This window comes from Microcoleus sp. AT9b-C3 (assembly GCF_036705485.1).
Classification (GTDB): Bacteria; Cyanobacteriota; Cyanobacteriia; order Cyanobacteriales; family Microcoleaceae; genus Microcoleus.
Genome location: NZ_JAUBUR010000016.1, coordinates 58,619 through 75,753, shown reverse-complemented (window position 1 = coordinate 75,753; position 17,135 = coordinate 58,619). Strand labels below are relative to the sequence as shown.

The 17,135-nt window shown below is 45.1% G+C and carries 16 protein-coding genes; 5 read left to right on the top strand and 11 right to left on the bottom strand.

Annotated features, from left to right (window positions below):
- Nucleotides 1-25: 25 nt before the first annotated feature.
- A complete protein-coding gene (locus QUB77_RS16180) occupies nucleotides 26-991 on the top strand; it encodes an S-layer homology domain-containing protein (RefSeq protein WP_333174197.1) in 966 nt (321 codons plus the stop codon).
- A gap of 306 nt (nucleotides 992-1,297) precedes the next feature.
- Here the strand turns inward: QUB77_RS16180 and QUB77_RS16175 are convergent, their stop codons facing one another.
- The 8 genes from QUB77_RS16175 to QUB77_RS16140 form a co-directional block, all read right to left on the bottom strand.
- A complete protein-coding gene (locus QUB77_RS16175) occupies nucleotides 1,298-2,941 on the bottom strand; it encodes an alpha-amylase family protein (RefSeq protein ID WP_333174199.1) in 1,644 nt (547 codons plus the stop codon).
- 194 nt (nucleotides 2,942-3,135) lie between these two features.
- On the bottom strand, nucleotides 3,136-3,270 hold the full coding sequence (locus QUB77_RS16170) for a hypothetical protein (protein WP_333295984.1): 135 nt from the start codon (nucleotides 3,268-3,270) through the stop codon (nucleotides 3,136-3,138).
- A gap of 113 nt (nucleotides 3,271-3,383) precedes the next feature.
- The gene (locus tag QUB77_RS16165; protein ID WP_333174203.1) at nucleotides 3,384-3,959 is read right to left on the bottom strand and encodes a DUF3611 family protein; all 576 of its coding nucleotides are present in this window, start codon (nucleotides 3,957-3,959) and stop codon (nucleotides 3,384-3,386) included.
- Between the two features lie 175 nt (nucleotides 3,960-4,134).
- On the bottom strand, nucleotides 4,135-4,974 hold the full coding sequence (locus tag QUB77_RS16160) for a hypothetical protein (RefSeq protein ID WP_333174206.1): 840 nt from the start codon (nucleotides 4,972-4,974) through the stop codon (nucleotides 4,135-4,137).
- A gap of 81 nt (nucleotides 4,975-5,055) precedes the next feature.
- Nucleotides 5,056-5,673: a hypothetical protein gene (locus QUB77_RS16155; protein ID WP_333174209.1), complete on the bottom strand. Its 618-nt coding sequence runs from the start codon at nucleotides 5,671-5,673 to the stop codon at nucleotides 5,056-5,058.
- Nucleotides 5,674-5,751: 78 nt separating this feature from the next.
- Nucleotides 5,752-6,792 carry a hypothetical protein gene (locus QUB77_RS16150; protein ID WP_333174211.1) on the bottom strand — a complete coding sequence of 347 codons (1,041 nt, stop codon included), beginning with the start codon at nucleotides 6,790-6,792 and terminating at the stop codon, nucleotides 5,752-5,754.
- A gap of 232 nt (nucleotides 6,793-7,024) precedes the next feature.
- Entirely contained in the window at nucleotides 7,025-7,639 is a 615-nt protein-coding gene (locus tag QUB77_RS16145; RefSeq protein ID WP_333174213.1) for a hypothetical protein, read from the bottom strand.
- A 93-nt stretch (nucleotides 7,640-7,732) separates the two neighbouring features.
- Nucleotides 7,733-8,593, bottom strand: a complete 861-nt coding sequence (locus QUB77_RS16140; protein WP_333174215.1) for a formate/nitrite transporter family protein — start codon at nucleotides 8,591-8,593, stop codon at nucleotides 7,733-7,735.
- Between the two features lie 353 nt (nucleotides 8,594-8,946).
- Here QUB77_RS16140 and QUB77_RS16135 point away from each other — a divergent pair, with 353 nt between their 5' ends.
- The 4 genes from QUB77_RS16135 (at nucleotide 8,947) to QUB77_RS16120 (ending at nucleotide 12,672) form a co-directional block, all read left to right on the top strand.
- The gene (locus tag QUB77_RS16135; RefSeq protein WP_333295987.1) at nucleotides 8,947-9,126 is read left to right on the top strand and encodes a hypothetical protein; all 180 of its coding nucleotides are present in this window, start codon (nucleotides 8,947-8,949) and stop codon (nucleotides 9,124-9,126) included.
- Between the two features lie 238 nt (nucleotides 9,127-9,364).
- Nucleotides 9,365-10,438, top strand: coding sequence for an AI-2E family transporter (locus QUB77_RS16130; RefSeq protein ID WP_333174220.1), 1,074 nt, complete (start codon nucleotides 9,365-9,367; stop codon nucleotides 10,436-10,438).
- A 211-nt stretch (nucleotides 10,439-10,649) separates the two neighbouring features.
- Nucleotides 10,650-11,501, top strand: a complete 852-nt coding sequence (locus QUB77_RS16125) for a DUF1206 domain-containing protein (protein ID WP_333174222.1) — start codon at nucleotides 10,650-10,652, stop codon at nucleotides 11,499-11,501.
- 202 nt (nucleotides 11,502-11,703) lie between these two features.
- Complete coding sequence (locus QUB77_RS16120; protein ID WP_333174224.1) at nucleotides 11,704-12,672, top strand: TIGR03885 family FMN-dependent LLM class oxidoreductase; 969 nt, start codon at nucleotides 11,704-11,706, stop codon at nucleotides 12,670-12,672.
- Nucleotides 12,673-12,690: 18 nt separating this feature from the next.
- Here QUB77_RS16120 and QUB77_RS16115 read toward each other — a convergent pair whose 3' ends face one another.
- The 3 genes from QUB77_RS16115 to QUB77_RS16105 form a co-directional block, all read right to left on the bottom strand.
- On the bottom strand, nucleotides 12,691-13,509 hold the full coding sequence (locus tag QUB77_RS16115) for an ion transporter (RefSeq protein WP_333174226.1): 819 nt from the start codon (nucleotides 13,507-13,509) through the stop codon (nucleotides 12,691-12,693).
- Nucleotides 13,510-13,938: 429 nt separating this feature from the next.
- The gene (locus QUB77_RS16110) at nucleotides 13,939-14,847 is read right to left on the bottom strand and encodes a DUF2382 domain-containing protein (RefSeq protein ID WP_333174229.1); all 909 of its coding nucleotides are present in this window, start codon (nucleotides 14,845-14,847) and stop codon (nucleotides 13,939-13,941) included.
- 531 nt (nucleotides 14,848-15,378) lie between these two features.
- On the bottom strand, nucleotides 15,379-16,605 hold the full coding sequence (locus QUB77_RS16105) for a HetZ-related protein (protein ID WP_333174232.1): 1,227 nt from the start codon (nucleotides 16,603-16,605) through the stop codon (nucleotides 15,379-15,381).
- Nucleotides 16,606-17,135: the final 530 nt, after the last annotated feature.

Here is a 17,135-nt window from a genome sequence, read left to right as displayed (position 1 = left end):
TGCAAAAATTAGGAGGAGATTTCTCATGTCTAATCGCAGGCATTTACCATCAATCAGCGTAGCCTTTTTAGCTTTAGCCGTTAGTGTCAGTGGCACTGGTTTTGTGCTAAGTTCCCAGGAAGTTGCAGCTCAACAAGCTAAATCGAAATTTCCTGATGTACCGCAGAATTACTGGGCGCGTCCGTTTATTCATTCCTTAGCGGAAAAAGAGATTGTTACCGGATATCTAAACGGAACTTTTAAACCCAAACAGGCTGTGGATCGGGATGAATTTTCGGCGATGATCCGCCAAGCTTTTAACCGAGCCAGCGTTAGAAAGATACCGAGTGGAAGTTACTTTAAGGATGTGCCTAAAAACTACTGGGCAGAAACTCCGATTGAAGAAGCTTATGAAACGGGATTTATGAATGATTTTCCCGGAAAGGAGTTTCGTCCGAAGCAGCCCTTGACTAAGGCACAAGCATTAGTTGTGTTAATGAGGGGTTTAAATATGGATTACAATCCCCCTGTTGTCAAAACCGATCGAGCTGCTGCAACTCCAGCAAGGCCAACTCCAGTAAATCAACGTCGAATTGCGAGGAACCGTTTGGCATTTCCCCTCGCAGCGACTGTTTTGATGCAGCCATTATTACCTGTAGTGGCAAGGCAGCAGCCTGCGGCGGCGCCCGCACCTAAATCGGCTAAGACTGTTGCACCAACAACGACAAAAGCTGCAACGGCGCCTGCTAAAAATTCGGCATTAGATTTTCTCAATTCGTATTATAAAGATGCCGAGAAACTTCCTAAATATGCGGTTGAACCCGTGGCAGCAGCTACAAAGGCAAAGATAGTGGTCAACTATCCAGATCCCAGAGCTCTTAATCCGAACGAGTTGCTCAGTCGGGGTAGTGCTACTGCCCTAATTCATCAAGCTTTGGTCAATCAAGGTCAGATAGAACCGCTGCCCGACAAGGAAGCTGCTAAGTACATTCCTAACAGTCCACGTCGCTAGTTCTGGTACATAAGATTGACTTTTTTACTAGAAAGAATTGGTTTAAAGCCTCTGCCATAAGTGGGAGAAATTAAAAGAAGACTATTAGACCTCTTGCAAAAATCCTTTTCATCAATTTATGGGACGGGCAAGATGCCCATCCCACAAGAAAAAATAACTCTTGTGGGATGGGCATCTTGCCCGTCCTAATTATTTTTGCAAGATATCTATTCATTACTCCAATCCTCGGACTTCCAGGTAGAGGTCGCCCTCAACAGTCAACAGTCAACAGTCAACAGTCAACAGTCAACAGTCAACAGTCAACTGTCAACTGTCAACTGAACCCAGGATTCGATTGACTCGAAACCAGCGATAACCGTAGGCTTCTAAGGGAATAGAGGGCGAGTCGGCATTGAGAGGTTCATACAGCCGATCGCCAAATAAATCGAACAGATGGCTGTATTCGTTAGATTTGAGCGTAGCGGTACAAGGCTTGTCGGCTAGATTGTGGACAGCAATCACCGTCCTGCCTTGCCAGTCGCAGCAGTGGGCTAACACAGAGGGACAGTCGGTTTCGAGAATGTGCCACTTGCCCCTACCCAACTCAGGACATTGCTTGCGGATGCTGATTGCACGTTCCATCCAGTTAATTAATGAGCCTGGATCGCGCTGCGCTGCGGTAACATTGACTTGTTTGTAACCGTATTCTCCCTGGGCGATCGCAGGTCTGGCAAGGGCATCAGTTGCAGCCGTCGAGAAACCACCATTCGCTGCATCTGACCATTGCATCACCGTGCGAACGCTGTCTCGACCTTTCAGCGAAAGGTCATCGCCCATGCCAATTTCTTCGCCATAGCGCAGCATGGGTGTACCAGGCAGAGTGAAAAGCAAGCTGTAGATTAGTTCAATCCGGCGGCGAGATCCTTTCATCATCGGTGGTAAGCGACGACGAATCCCGCGCCCGAAAATTTGCATAGTTTTCTCCGGGGCAAACGCTGCAAAAATTTCCTCTCGTTCCGATGAAGTAATGCGGTCTAGCGTCAGTTCATCATGGTGGCGCACAAAATTAAGCCACTGACAAATATCAGGAATATCCGGTAAGGTTTTTAGTCCATCGCGCAGCGCTGTGGATTCTTGACGCGCCAAGGCCAAAAAGAGATGCTGGTTCAGCAAAAAGTTGAACAAGATGTGCATTCTGTCGCCCTTATCAAAGTAGATAGGAATTTGCTCGCGATCGACATTTGCTTCTGCCAGCAACACTGCATCACCCTGACGCGATGACACAAACTCTCTCATTTCTTCCAAGAAACCTCGCAGCTTTTCGGGGTCTGCACCTTCGATGCCAATTCCTTTAATTAAAAAGGGAACAGCATCAATGCGAAATCCAGACACACCCAGTTCTAGCCAGAAACCCATAATTTTGCAGATTTCTTCTCGTACCGCCGGATTGCCAATATTCAAATCTGGCTGTTCTTTATAGAAGTGATGCAAATAGTAAGCGTTTGCTTGTTCCTCGTACTCCCAAATACTGTCCTCAGCATCGGGAAACACCAGCAATTCTGGATCAGTTTTGGGTGGATTTTCTGACCACACGTAGTAATTGCGATACTTGGAGTTTTTATCGCTTTTGGCTGCCAAAAACCATGGATGCTGATTGGACGTATGATTTACTACCAGATCGATCAGCACGCGAATGCCTCGTTCCTTTGCTTGGTGCATGAACTCGACAAAATCTCCCAGGGTTCCCAGTCGCGGATCGATGTTGTAGTAATCCATCACGTCGTAACCATTGTCCCGGTTAGGGGAAGGATAAAACGGCAGCAACCACAAACAAGTAATTCCTAGCGCGGATAAATAGTCTAGGCGGTTGATAAGTCCCTGAAAGTCGCCGACACCATCGCCGTCAGAGTCCATGAAGGTTTCAACATCGAGGGAGTAGACAATTGCGTTTTTATACCAGAGGTCTTTCATTGCAGTAAATTTCTTAATAAAGAAACTGTGTAACTTGGCTGTGTTCAGAAATCCGGTCACTGGATCATTTAGGAAGCTGAATGCCATCGGTCTAGCTCATCTTTCGGAATATGAGCTTAAGTTTTTTTGTCCATATTAAAAATACATCTTTCAATATAAAGGTAGATGAAATATCTATCAACATCATAAATAAATTACGTTTTTTTAATTAAAAAACGGTCGATCCGGCTGACCACCATTTCTTCAGGAGCGATCGCTACCAACCTATTTCCGATTAGATGTTCATCCAAATAGTCAACTTGTTTAGCTTGTAGCTGCACTGTCTTCACTCTCTTTCGCCAAGACAGTGCACCAGCATAAACATTAGTTAAATCGGTCAGCGCTCGTAAGTCTTGACGGCATAGGAGTTGTGTTTGCCTTTAGCGATCGCCCCTGCTGCCAACTACTCTTCTACCCAATTGAGTAACCCAAGAGAAGTAACAGCTCCAAAAAAGTGAGCGCCAATCAGATTGACGTTTGCCATCGTCACAAAAATATCTAGGGAACGAATCACATTTTCTGGCGTATAAGCTGCGAGCGCTTGGGGTTGACTAAGAGTTTTCGCTAGCACTACAGCAACTGTTTCTTCAGAAGCGACAAACGCGATTAATACCCCCACCAAACTAGAAACTAATCCAATCCGTAAGGTGTGAGTAATATGTTCTTTGCTGGGATAGACCTGGGCATTTTCGGCGTGCAAAAGTCTGCCTAACAGCCTATAGCGAAAATCCCAAAATATTCTAAAGCCCAGCAATAACAGGCCCACTATTGCTAAAAATACCCCGAAACCAATACCTGCATTATTGGTTTGTTCGCCCATGTTGCGACCCAACATAGCAAACAATAAAACTATGCCGGAAACAGCACCCAAGAATAACTGTATCCAGAAGCTAAATCTACTGAACAAGCGAAAAGTTGCGACGAATTCGCTTTGGGTCAGCGGTTGCGACAAGGGTTCTGGTTGATTAACTTGATTCATTATATACACCTTATTGCTGAATTTATCATCAAAACAAACGACGTAAGAAATAGGTTCTGCTTGTCTTCCGGGCGATCGCGATCGCCTTGTGGTTAACTATTAGACTTCTTGTGAAAACCCCGTTAAAGGCAGGCAGGATGCCTGCCCCGCAGTAGTTATGACAGAGGTCTATTGGTTACTCAGGAATGGCTGAGGGATATACCCCTGTAGCAACTAGCACAGGTTTGTTGGTATACTCGGCTTCTAACTTCTGCTTCAAGGTCAAATCCCATTGCAGATCGTAGTCCCGCTCAAGTTCAGCGAGGACAAACGAACGCAGCACGCCGGTTACGGCAACCTTCTCACCTTCTCGCACGCTTGGTTGTGGAACGGTGTGTATCACTAACAAGTCTTGGCCGCCAATTAATTTGTCTTCATCCAAGGTGAACGAGTTTGGACTTCTGAGGCTTTCGACTTCACCACTTACCGCCAGTGTCTTGCCGTAGTATTTTTGGGGGTCTGAGGTGAGTTCCCCCGGTGTGGGGGCTAGCGCCATCGATTCTGCAACGATCGCAGGTTTACTTTCGTACTCGGCGTACAAGTTTGGATCTAAGCCTAATTTGTACTCGCGCTCAATATCTGCAAGGACAAAATTGCGAACTGTTCCTGTTACTTGAACTTCTTGACCTGATTCAGCCGGTAGCACAAAAGGCTTGCCGGTGGCATTGACAACCAAAATCGATTCGTTGCCAAAAAACTCCTGATCGCTAACTGTAAAGCTCGATGGCCCCAATTTTTTGACTGGTTCGCTTCGGATGGTCACAGTTTTGCCAAGCAGTTGTGCTGTGTTATCAACCACATTCTCGGTTGTCGTGGGAATCGAAGCGGGTGCTCCAGGTGCAGGTGCAGGTGCTGTTGCTTCCCGCTGTGGGGTAGTACAAGCCGGAAGCAGGATAGCTGCTAGTGCGAGTGCGATCGCTCCTCCCTTAGCATTCCACGGCTTTTGAGTGGAATTGTTCAAACGATTATTAACCATTGAAAAACCTCCTAGATTTTTTCTGTTTATTTTGTTGATGAAGCTACAGAATTTGTGTTCAAAACCGGGTCTTTTTATAGCCTAATTCAAAAACACTTGACCGTTAGGTTGAATTCTTAAAACTCCTTGATTGCCATCAAAGTTACTCGTTTCATCTATGGAAACTGCTAGCATCCCTTTTTCAGAACTAGACATGGGTATAACTTTCAGCAGCCCTCCATCTACGCGCACCATTGTGACAGTCACAGGCGTTGGTAGATTTTGCAGAACTATTTCTGCTCCGCGCGCTAGCATTCGGGATTCAGTATGCCCGATCGCCTGATAGGAAATCGGGGCATTTGTGCTGTTTGTTAATTTCACGCTCACCTCACCTGCCATTGGTGTGACAGTGGCAAGGGGAGTCTGTCTTGTTTCTGGCAAAGGTGGTTGCGTAACATTGGTTCGCCTCGCGGGAGGAACCATATTTTGACCCAACTCTTGCTGATTCAATCTTTGAGTTGCAGCATTAGGCGGACATCCTTGAGAAACCCGAACATTACTGTTATAAGGTTCTTCATAGTCAATCCTAGGACAGGAGTTGAGTGTAGGAGCGGGAGCTGCTGATGCCACAAGAGGAACGGTTGGCAGCGCGATTAATAAACTTCCAGAGATGATTTGTAATATCCCTGGCGTTTTTTTCCAGCGATTTAGTTCATACATAGATATCTCCTGATGGAATCTTTCAAATTTAGTCAGGGTTTGCCCGATTTTTGGCGGCAAATAGTCGCGAGTCACCGCTCAATTTTGAAACAGTACCAAAGTTTCTTCGCTGGTGCGATCGCCTCTACTAGAACTGAGATTCACCTCGTATCGGGTTCCTGGTAGAGAAATGGTCGGCTTAAAAGCAAAGCTGAATTTACCTTGTTCATCCGCCCGAATTGTGCGTTCGAGGATGTTTCGTTTAAACCCAAACAAACCTGCTACAGAAGAATTCGCCTGAACCTCGACATTAACTGTCGCATTTGGGGCGCTGCGTCCTTCCACTTCCACCGTCCCGCTGACGCGAGCATTTTCTTTGGGAGTGATAATTTCTAGCGGGATTTCGGCAGTGTTGAAATTGCCATCGTCGCCAGCAATTAGTTCTCGATCTAAACGGGAACGAATAACTTGATTTCCCGACTGCAAACTAGCAGTAACCGCCGCACCCGCTGGGGGGAAATAATCTTGGCTGCGGATCGTATATTCCCCTGTGTAAACGCCGTTGGATTCTTCCCGCATGGGGATGTTATAAGCAACTCCTTCAATGGAGAAATTAGCTGTAGCGTTGGGAGTGCCGATCAATTTGAAATTGAGCGTGGTTCCGGGATCTAACTGCTGTACGGATCGAGCAGTGAAGCGGTTAATAGACAAAGATTGAAAGCGACGATCGCTATAACCAGCTATTAGAGGTTGTTGCAAGCGGGTGCTACTGATGCGATCGCCTTGTTGCAAATTTGCCCGCACAACTGTATTTTCTGAAATTCGATCGCCCTCGCGAATCATGTAGCTTGCCTCGTAAACTCCCGGTTGAACCTCCCGCATCGGCAGATTTTGCACTGCATTTGGGATAGTCAAGGTAGCTCTCGAATACGGGGCTCCTCGCAGCACGAAAAAGAGTTCTGTTCCCGGATCTAATCGCTCTACTGGATACGCGGTAAAACTGTCGATCTCCGAGCCGACTACTCTTCGTTGAGCTACTTGGATAGAGGGTTGGGGACTAGCTTGAGCAATTTCCGGTAAATAAAGGGTTGAACCCAACAGAACCAGTCCAATTGCCGTTGAAAATGATTTTATTTTCATAAAATCCTCCTAAATCGCAACAACCAACCTCTTGCAGTAATGTGTAAAGAAAATTTAAATTATTAAAAATTTACTTTTGCTCAAGATCGATTGTCTGTGTTCTACATTGTTTCAAAATGTTGCTTATATCTCTATTTAACCTCAACTCTCGAAAGCTTGCCATCTGTCGGAGGCAATAAGAAAATATCTATCTGATGAAAGATGTTTGAAGAAAAAATGATTAATTTGCGAGTTAATTGCGATCGATCGCACTATTGGCGATAGATTCTTGATTCCCAACATCGGCACTGGGGCGCATCCATTCTTGCAACGTCCATAAGCTAGTTAAGGCAGCTATTGCAGCTCCCAAACTATCCATAATCAAATCAATAATCGTATCATTCAGGCTCTCAATCACTTCGGTTGACAGAACAATACCAGCCGTCCATTCGGCAATTTCCCACAAAGCACCAATCGCAATCCCAAAACTGGTTATTGTTAGCAAGTACAGCAGTTTATGGTTGCGAAAAATAGTCAGCATTGAACTGTATGCTAAAAAACTCAATGCTAAAGTCACGGCAAAAGTCGTGAAAGCATGAACAATTTCATCATAAAGTCCCGGTTGGTAAAACAGTCCCAAAACCCAGCCTCCGGCGTTGAGTAAGGCAGCCAGCACAAACAGGAAATCAAACAGCCTTGGCAAGTGATCGTCCATCACCACAAACGCCAGGGATGCTACTAAGAATAAGGCTAACCCCAAGGCATTTTGCCATTTCCCCTGACTCACAGCAGCTATTACTGCTATTGTTAATAACGCCTGTCCTACCCAAGCTGCAACTCGATAGCCACGCCAGTTTGTAGTCATCATCACTCTCCTTCTATCTTAAGATCGCACATCCCCGACTTCTTATAGAAATTGGGGTTCTCCATGCCCTTTATGGGGTTTATTTGATATCATTTTCTAGAGATCATCTTGAGCAACTTGGGCATGGTTTAAGGCAGCGACTAAGGTGACTCCGCCTAAAATATTACCAATTAGGGTAGGTATCATGAATTGGCCAAAATATTCTGGCCACGAAACAGCTTTAATTGCCACTGCATAGAAAATTTCCAGCGATCCGGCAATAATATGAGGAAATTCACCTAGCCCAACTAGGGAAGTGATGATAACAATTACCCACAGTTGGGAAGACTCAGCGGCGGGGAGAAGCCATACCATTAAAGCAATTAACCAACCAGCAAAGATTGCCCGCAATAAAGTTATCCAAAATCCTCCCTTGATAACTCTTAAACCTATTTCGCCAAACGCTGTTTGAAGTTCAGGCGGGAAGACTCCAGCCTGTGCAACTATTGAGGCAAATATGAATGCACCTAACAAATTGCTTGCTAACACGATTCCCCATAATCGCAGCACTCGCATAAAAACTTTGCGTCGGCGATCGCTTAACAAAGGCAGAATGACAGTCAGGGTATTTTCAGTGAACAACTGCTGACGCCCCATCACCACGATGACAAAGCCGATACTGTACCCAAGGCTGACAATGATGGAACTCCAAGATTGCTGGGGTAAATTTGCTTGGAGTACACCTTGACCCACTAGGGAAAATCCCATAGATAGTCCTGCGGCTAATCCAGACCAAGCTAGGGCTGAAACAGGACGGCACAACTCACTTTCACCCTCAATCCTAATCGTTTCGTGAATGATTAAGGCAGTGGGACGTATGCGCTCAATGATCTCTTCACGATCGCGATCGCTTAGTTCCAACTTTTCTTGACCAAGCAATTCTATTGCTTGGCTTGCTCGATCGCATTTTTGTGTCATCTCGCTCTTGTTAAATTATATGAACTTCATAGTTCTCAGGATACAAACTAAACAACAGCGACGCGCCTAGCCTGAGAATGAGCTTTGGGTTTTTCTAAAAAGTCTGTGTAGAGAAAAACTAGCCGTGCAGCATCTATCTTAAGTTTGGTGATTTTAAAATTGAATGTAAAAGCAATATATCTTAAGGAAGATATTTGGCTATTTGCTTTAATTTTGCATAATCTTTCCAATACATAGGTGTAGGGTAAAAATGTAAGAGTGGCAGTCTTAGGAGGCATCTTTGTACAAAATTAATTCCTTGAGTACAAGAAAAGCTGACCCATTCAAAAATTCAACCACGAATGCGATTGTGGATGCTTCTAGCTGGTTCGCTCGCTGTAATTGGGAAGGAAAAGTCCTCTCTCAAACTTGAGAACCTAGTCAAGCCTGAGTGCGATCGCAGTCGTGGTGAAGATTGCCGTTTTTTGGGACGAGCAGCAGTTTTTTTGGCTTGGCGCGTACCTTCATTTGCAATTAGCAAAAACCTGCTGTGATTTTTACCTTGGCACAATCATGCAAGTGGCTCCGGCTTTCAGTTCAATCTGCGGGATTTTGGGGTCTATAAAGATAGTACCCGCCAAGATTGGAGTCAGGAAATAGAAATTAGCCAAAGTCAGCGCCTGATAAATTTGGCTTCTGCAGAATACAGTGAGGATTCGGAATTGATGCGATCGCTCACTCTCGCTGTAGAAAGTTTAGCCAAAAAAATCTCCCTGATCCAGTTAAGTGTTGGTGAATAGAGAGGCTTTTGTTGTGGGTTTAGGAAAGTGGCTCGGTTTTTTTGCTTTGGTAACGTCCCTCTATATTTTGTGGAAAATTAGAACGATTGTTTTACTGTTTTTTACTGCCGTAATTTTAGCGATCGCTCTCAACCGTTTAGTGCGAAGATTGCAGCAGTCGGGTGCTAAGCGGGGAGTGGCGATCGCCTTAGCAGTTGCGATTCTACTAACAGCGAGCGCTGTTTTGCTAACTCTCATCGTAACGCGCCTGAGCGCTCAATTTCAAGAGTTGGAACAACTCGTCCAGCTAGGAATAGAACAACTGCGAGTGGGGTTCTATTGGTTGCAAGCAAGATTACCCGGACAAATTTTTGATAACCTTCCCAGTATTGACGATTTAACCCAAGAAATTCAAACGCTTTTTCGGTGGACAAGTTCGCATATTTATCTGTTGTTTTCCAACTATCTAAGCTTGATTCTCAATACCTTATTAATTACCGTTTTGACAATCATGCTTCTGGTAAATCCGATGCCATACCGCCACGCAATTATCAGCCTTTTTCCAGCTTTTTACCGTCAGCGAGCCGATGAAATTTTCTCAAAATGCGAAGAGGGTTTAATGGGTTGGTTGGCAGGCGTTGCATTAAGCATGAGTTTTATTGGTATTACGAGCATTATTGGTTTGTTTGTTTTGCAAGTTCCGCTGCCTTTTGTGAACGGGCTTCTGGCATTCATATTAGCCTTAATTCCCTATGTGGGCGCAATTTTCAGCGTAATTCCACCGCTGCTGCTGGCTTTATTAGATTCGCCTTCAAAAGCAGGCGCGGTGTTGTTGCTTTATTTCCTAATTCAACAAATAGAAGGCAACTTTGTCACACCTATCATTATGAAAAAGCAGGTATCTCTGCTTCCCGCTTACACCTTAACTCTCTTGACAGCCTTCGGATTTTTCTTTGGTTTTTTGGGCTTATTTTTAGCGCTACCAATTCTAATTGTTATTCAAATTTGGGTTAAAGAAGTTTTAATCAAAGATATATTAGACCGCTGGGAGACTGCTCCATCAGGGAAGCCCGTCAATAACCGATAAAGCTATATTTGTCAAGTCCAATTAATGTGAAATTTCTAAATCAATCAACCGCTGACACTCCCGCTCAAGACAGATGAAAAAAATCTCTAAATAAGCTAATTATTAAGTTAATAAATGATAATATAAATCGTTTGTTTAAGAACTCAGTTAACTGGAAAGGAATGCACCATTGCCTATGCCAGCAGTCGTTAACAACTAAAGTATAAAAAATATGAAACGGGACAACTCACCCACCGACAGCATTAAAAACTCAATTGGACAGGCAGCTTCTCATCCCTGGTTTGAGCGACTGGCAAGATTGGGATATGCTTCCAAAGGCTTAGTTTACTTTATTGTCGGTTTTCTAGCAGCACAAGCAGCCTTTAGTATGGGTGGCAGGACAACCGATACTAGCGGTGCATTATCAGAAATTGTTAACCAACCGTTCGGTAAATTTCTGCTATTTCTGGTAACGATTGGCATTATTGGTTATGCCCTTTGGCGTATCGTTCAGACAATTCTAGACCCAGAACACCAAGGAGACAAATTGGATGCCAAGCGAATTGCCCAACGCATTGGCTACGCCTTAAGTGCTTTAGGTTACGCAGGTTTGGCTTTAACGGCTGTAAAACTGATAATGGGTTCGGGCGGTGGTAATAACGATACAAACGAAGATTTGACCGCCCAAATTTTAGCGCAACCGTTTGGACAATGGCTGGTAGGATTGGCAGGATCAATTGTTATTGGTGTAGGATTTTCTTATTTTTACGAAGCATATAAAGCAAAATTTCGCCGCCATTTCAAGTTAGATGAAATGAGTCCAACCGAGCAAAAGTGGGCGACACGGTTGGGTCGATTCGGAATTGCTGCCCGTGGAGTTGTTTTCGTTATAATCGGTTTTTTCTTAATTCAAGCAGCAAGGCTATCGGATGCTAGTCAAACGAAGGGATTGGGCGAGGTGTTGGCAATTCTGGCACAACAGCCTTTTAGTCCGGTGATTTTGGCTCTAGTACCTTTGGGTTTAATTGCCTATGGCATCTACTCGGTAATTGAAGCTCGCTATCGGCGAATTTTAGGCTCATAACCTTGGCCGTTATACAGAAAGTTATGAATTTTGAGTAGAACATTATTTTTGATCAATTAAAAATAATGTTCTACTCAAAACTCAAAACTTTTACAAGGCGTCCTGATTAAATCACCTGCTTTTAAGTCTGGATATTTTAACTCAAAACTCAGCGCGGGCACGAAGGCATCGCCCCTACTCAACTCAAAACTCCTAAAAACTTATGGCACAAATTGGTTATCACGCTTCCCACGAACAGTTTAAGCCCAGCGAACTGCTGAAATATGTCCAAATGGCAGAACAAGCTGGCTTTACCCATGCCCTTTCTTCCGATCACTTTCATCCTTGGAGTGAAGCGCAAGGACAAAGTGGTTTTGCTTGGTCTTGGTTGGGTGCAGCAATGCAAGCAACGCCGACGCTTTCCTATCGGGTTGTTTGCGCTCCCGGACAGCGGTATCATCCGGCTATTATTGCCCAAGCTGCGGCAACGTTGGCAGAAATGTTTCCCAATCGTTTTTGGGTCACGGTTGGCAGCGGTCAAGCCTTGAATGAACATATTACTGGGGATAAGTGGCCTACTAAGATCGATCGCAACACACGCCTCAAAGAATGTGTTGATATTATGCGCGCCCTTTGGGCAGGAGAAACCGTCACCCATCGCGGTTTAGTGTGCGTAGAAGATGCAAAACTCTATACGCGCCCGGAAATTCTCCCATTAATTATCGGCGCGGCAGTTACCCCAGAAACTGCAGAATGGTTAGGCAGTTGGGCTGATGGATTAATTACTACTTCTCGCCCACCTGAAAAGTTAAAAAAAGTCGTCGATGCGTTTCGTCGCGGTGGCGGAGAAGGGAAACCAATGATTTTGAAAGTGCAGCTTTCCTATGACAGTAATGCAGAGAAAGCACTACAAGGCGCTCACGATCAATGGCGTAGTAACATCTTCAAAAGCAAAATGTTGACAGAACTGATAACACCCGATCAATTTGATGCCGCCGGGGAGTTTGTGCAACCAGATGAGTTATATCAACACGTCCGCATCTCTGCCGACCAAGAGCAGCATATTGAGTGGTTGCAAAAAGATATTGAATTAGGGTTTGATGAACTAATTTTGCACAACGTTAACCGAGAACAAGAGCAGTTTATTGAGGTGTTTGGCGAAAAAGTAGTGCCAGCGCTGACAAAAAGTTGATCTTGGCATCTACCTAATTCAAGACTTTGAATTCTGATTCAATAATTGCTGAATCTCAGCCCGCAAGGCAGCAATTTCAGTTTGAAGTGCTGTAATTGATTTCGCTCCTGCTAATTCTGCTTCGTCATCCTCTGCATCGCGACCAATAAAAAATGTGGCGATGGTCGCAGTTACATAACCAAAAACCGCAAACGCATAGAGTGCCAGAACAAGGCAAAGTATCCGACCTTCTGGCGTTTTGGGCCAATATTCCGAACCCATTGTCATCATTAGCATAGCCGTCCACCATAAGGCTGTGCCGTAATTATTTAACCCGGAGGAACCATCGGCGACCTCTTTTTCAAAAGCATACATCCCTGCTGCACCTACCAAGGTAATAATTATCGTTAGTCCTACGACATAACCAAATCCGCGACGGCTAACACTCGCAGCTAATGCCCGCATCCCTCGATTCGTACCCGTCATAACTCGCAACAACTGCAAACTTCGCACAGCCCGTGCTGTTTTGAATGCTCGCACAACTCGTACAATCCTCAAGGTACGCAAAGCAGGCAACAGCAGAGAAAAAGCCGTTATCCAATGGCTTTTGACATAGGAAATTTTGCGGGGAGCCAAGGCAAATTTAACTAGAAAATCTGCAATAAAGATAATCCAAATAGTAGTGCTAACGACTTCTAGCACTGGGTTTAATCCCCAAATTAATTCAATAGTAAAGAGGGCTAGCCACACAAAAGCCAGCACCAGCATGGGAGCTTCCAGCCAATCTTCTAGCTGTTGAAAAATCTCGCTTTGCTCTTGTTCTATGGCTTGTTTTTCTGCCTGGTTGGGGGTCTTCATCTACCTACCAAATCATTAGAACTTGTCTTTTACGCTGCATTTTAGCATAAGCTTTCGCCAACGGCACAGCAGTAAAGCCGGGGGCGATTAGTGACGCGCAAATAATTAGGCTACTAATGACCCAAGCTGACTCTAATCCGGTTTTACGTAGCGCCAGCATGGCATAGAAAATCGCTGCCCCACCGATAGAACCAAACCCTCCTAAAAACAAAGTATCTTGCCAGCTTTTTAGCTGACCCAGCTCATGTGGGCGAAGACAGCGCAACTAACTACAAACCCTTGTTAAATTCATTCGCACTCTAACCAGAAAGAATTGGTTTAAAGCCTCTCCCATAAGCGGGAGAAATTAAAAGAAGACTATTCATTACTCCAATCCTCGGACTTCCAGGTAGAGGTCTCTATCAACTGTCAACTGTCAACTGTCAACTGTCAACTGTCAACTGAATGAAGCCCTTCCCTCTTCACGTCCAACTCTTCACGACGCAGTGTTTCCGTTGCCTCAACAATCTCGGTTTCGACTTCTTTCCTGATGTTAACTTCTTCGCGCACAAAAGCTTCTTTTTTGAGATCAGCAGTTTCTTCGTAAACTTCCATTCGCATCACTTTCTCCTGCTGGAAGGGAGTATCCCGATTGACGGACGCACCTGTCTTTCCTGGAGTTACACTCTCAATTACCACTCGCTCTTTTTCTGTTGGAATTGAAACTCGTGCCGTTTCGGTTTCAACTCGCTTGCCAATTGCTACCTCGCCAGTTTTGTGACGGCTTTTTTCTGCCACCAGTCGTTCTTCGTAGAGTCGGAATTTGTGATGCTCGCGCTCGTTCATCTGATACAATTGAGGCTCTTGTTCGTAAGTGTAGGTATTGCGGTCATAACCAGCAGCCCTAGCTTGGTTAGAGACAGAACGCGGCATAGAAACTGGTGCAGATGCCTCTAAAGGCAATGATGCTTCTACTGGTGCAGACCCTTCTACAGTTAGAGTACGATAAACACCCCGCACTTGTTCTTCATAATCGTAATCAACCACCATCCCATCCTCATACCTGGGTAGTGTTTCTGCTTGGTCTTTACTCCTCAAACCCGTCGCGTAGATGCGTTCTGCACCAACATCCACTCGACAAAGAGCAACTGGAACTAATACCTTTTTGCCAAATATCCAGAAACCAGTGTCAACAACAAAATATCGGAAACGTCCTGTCTCATCAACTAGCGCGGTATCGATGGAGCCAATCTTCTCATCGGTATTTCCAGCATAGATATCCAGGCCTTTGATATCTTCGCCATTAAAAGCCGCTTCGCGGTAGTTGGGATTAAAATCTTCAATTTTGTAAAGTAACATAGGAATCCTTCCCTTTCTATCTACATCAACTTATGCCCCAATTTTATATATAACTCAAATTTGATGCTTCCTTCTTATGAAGTATTCAATAAAACAGAATAGTATGATGAGTATATTTATTTTAATTTTTTTTCTGTCTCTGGGTAGATGAATTGTCATTTTTTATCCATCTTCCGCCCCCTCAAGTTTCACAATTTGAAGTTTGAACAACTTGGCGTTGATTATGCTACTCCCTATGTTAAATATCATTATAAATATATGCTGCACTCCTACCTCTTCAGCAAGAGATTTCCCATAACTGATGACTAATGACTAATAAAAACAAATTCCCCGACATAACCGGGGAAGTAAAAATATTAAAAAAAGTAATGTTGTTTTAATAAATTGAATTTGCCAAAAAGAGGCGATAAATTAGTAGTAGCCCTGGTAGATTTGAGAGTGGACGCCGGGGCGGGCATTCCTGTGCAGGTGCCGCACCCGATCGCATTTTCCAGTCTCAAGAAAACAGTTGCATTCATATTTGAGCACCAATTAAGCTTGGCTGCTGTTGCGAGTCTGGCTAGCCAGCTCCAACAGTTGCGCCCAGCGTTTTTGGACTTGTTTGGGAGTGCATTTGAGCGCGGTGGCGATCGCCTTGTCGCTTTCTTGATTCCGCTTCATTTCTAACATTTGCTGCATTTCGGGCGCCAGTTGAGCGCGAAATGCTTCCCATTTGTCCGAAGTCATTCCCAGCTTTTGATCGACATCAGCACCCAGCCATTCGTGAACGAGTTTCCAATTTTGAGTGCGGGCAAATTTTTCGACGTGGTACTTAAACCGCTGTTGCAAGTAGTCGCGCTGGCGGGAAGACAAACCGAGCACGCGGTCAATTTCCGAAGCCGAAAGGTCTTGCAGTTTTAAAGTTAAGTAATTCACGCATTCTGGCTGATTTTGGGCTTCCAGATAGGCGATCAATTCCGAGACTACTCGATCGCGCAGCACAGCATCAGCCGGATCGACAGTTTCCGATACCATTTGCTCGCGCACTTGTTGCAGCGCCGGAGAGCGGCTGTACATTTCCGCTTCTTCTCCCTTGCCGGATTCTACAGCCATTTCAATGTCGATCGCAGTTTCGGGAGGCTGGCCCTTGGCAAATCCTTGAGCGCGCAACACGATCAGGCGTTGGCGGTTGCGGCCGGGCAAACCAATTTGGCGCTTGGCGTAGTGTTCGGTAAAAGCCATGTACTCAGCCAATTCTAGCTGCGTGCGGGGCTGGTAGGTGACATCGAGTTGGTGTTCGCGCCGGAAAGCTCGCAGAGATTCGATGTAAAAGCCTTGCAAAAAGTCTTCAATCATGTTGTAGCGAGCTTGGAAGTTCAAGTTCGATCGGAAAGAAGCAACATGGCGGTAAATCATCGCCGCGAGGTGAGAGTGCAGTTCCACGCGGCCTTGTTTGGAACCGAGGTGGTAGTATTGCAGGATTTTTTGCAACCGATGCTCAGCCAAGGTGATTTGCCAAGCTTCAACTTCGCCAGAAATTTGGATGCGATCGCTTTTTTGGCAAATCCGTTCCACTTCCTTAGCAATCCGCATCGCCACTGTTTGAGCGCTGCGGCTGGCAGTTTTCATTTCGGCTTGCAATTCTTTGAGGGCGAAGTTAGCCAAAGCGAGGATATCGATGCTGGGAACAGTATTGATTTCAGCGGTTTGTTCGGGAATGCAGTTGAGGTCAGAAGCGGTGTTGCAGTTGACGGTGTTGGTGGCAGCTTTGACAGTCATGGCGTTTATCGGGTGGTAGGGCACAGCGGGTGTGCGAGAACATTTCTCAGAGAGTGAGGCGGCAGTTGCTGGCAGTTTCGCTTGCTGTGCTGATTCAACTCTCTATACATTGAATATTACGGAAGTAGAGATAACCGCAGTGATGCGAGTGTTCCACTCTCTCATCCAACAGTTTTTGGCTGCTGAATCTGATTCTAAGCGCTGACTGTGGAAGATTGGTTTTATTGCCATCAAAGCCTTACTGTACAAGTATCCTGAGCTGTTGGTCGCGTGGGGCGATCGCGAAAAAGATTGACGGTGTTCCAAGGCCGCTGAGTGGACGATTTACAAACTGGTTTTTTAAGGGTTTGAGGTTCTGGAATCGGGATGGGAGAAAATGTAGCGAAAACCCATATCTTCTGAACCTACGCAACAGCAGTTAGGAAACCCGGTTAATCTGAAAATTTGCTCTTGGTAAAACGCGCAACGGCTTTTTTTGAACGAACCGCGAAGACGCAAAGGAGACGTTCGGCGAAGCCATTCCCGTTCCC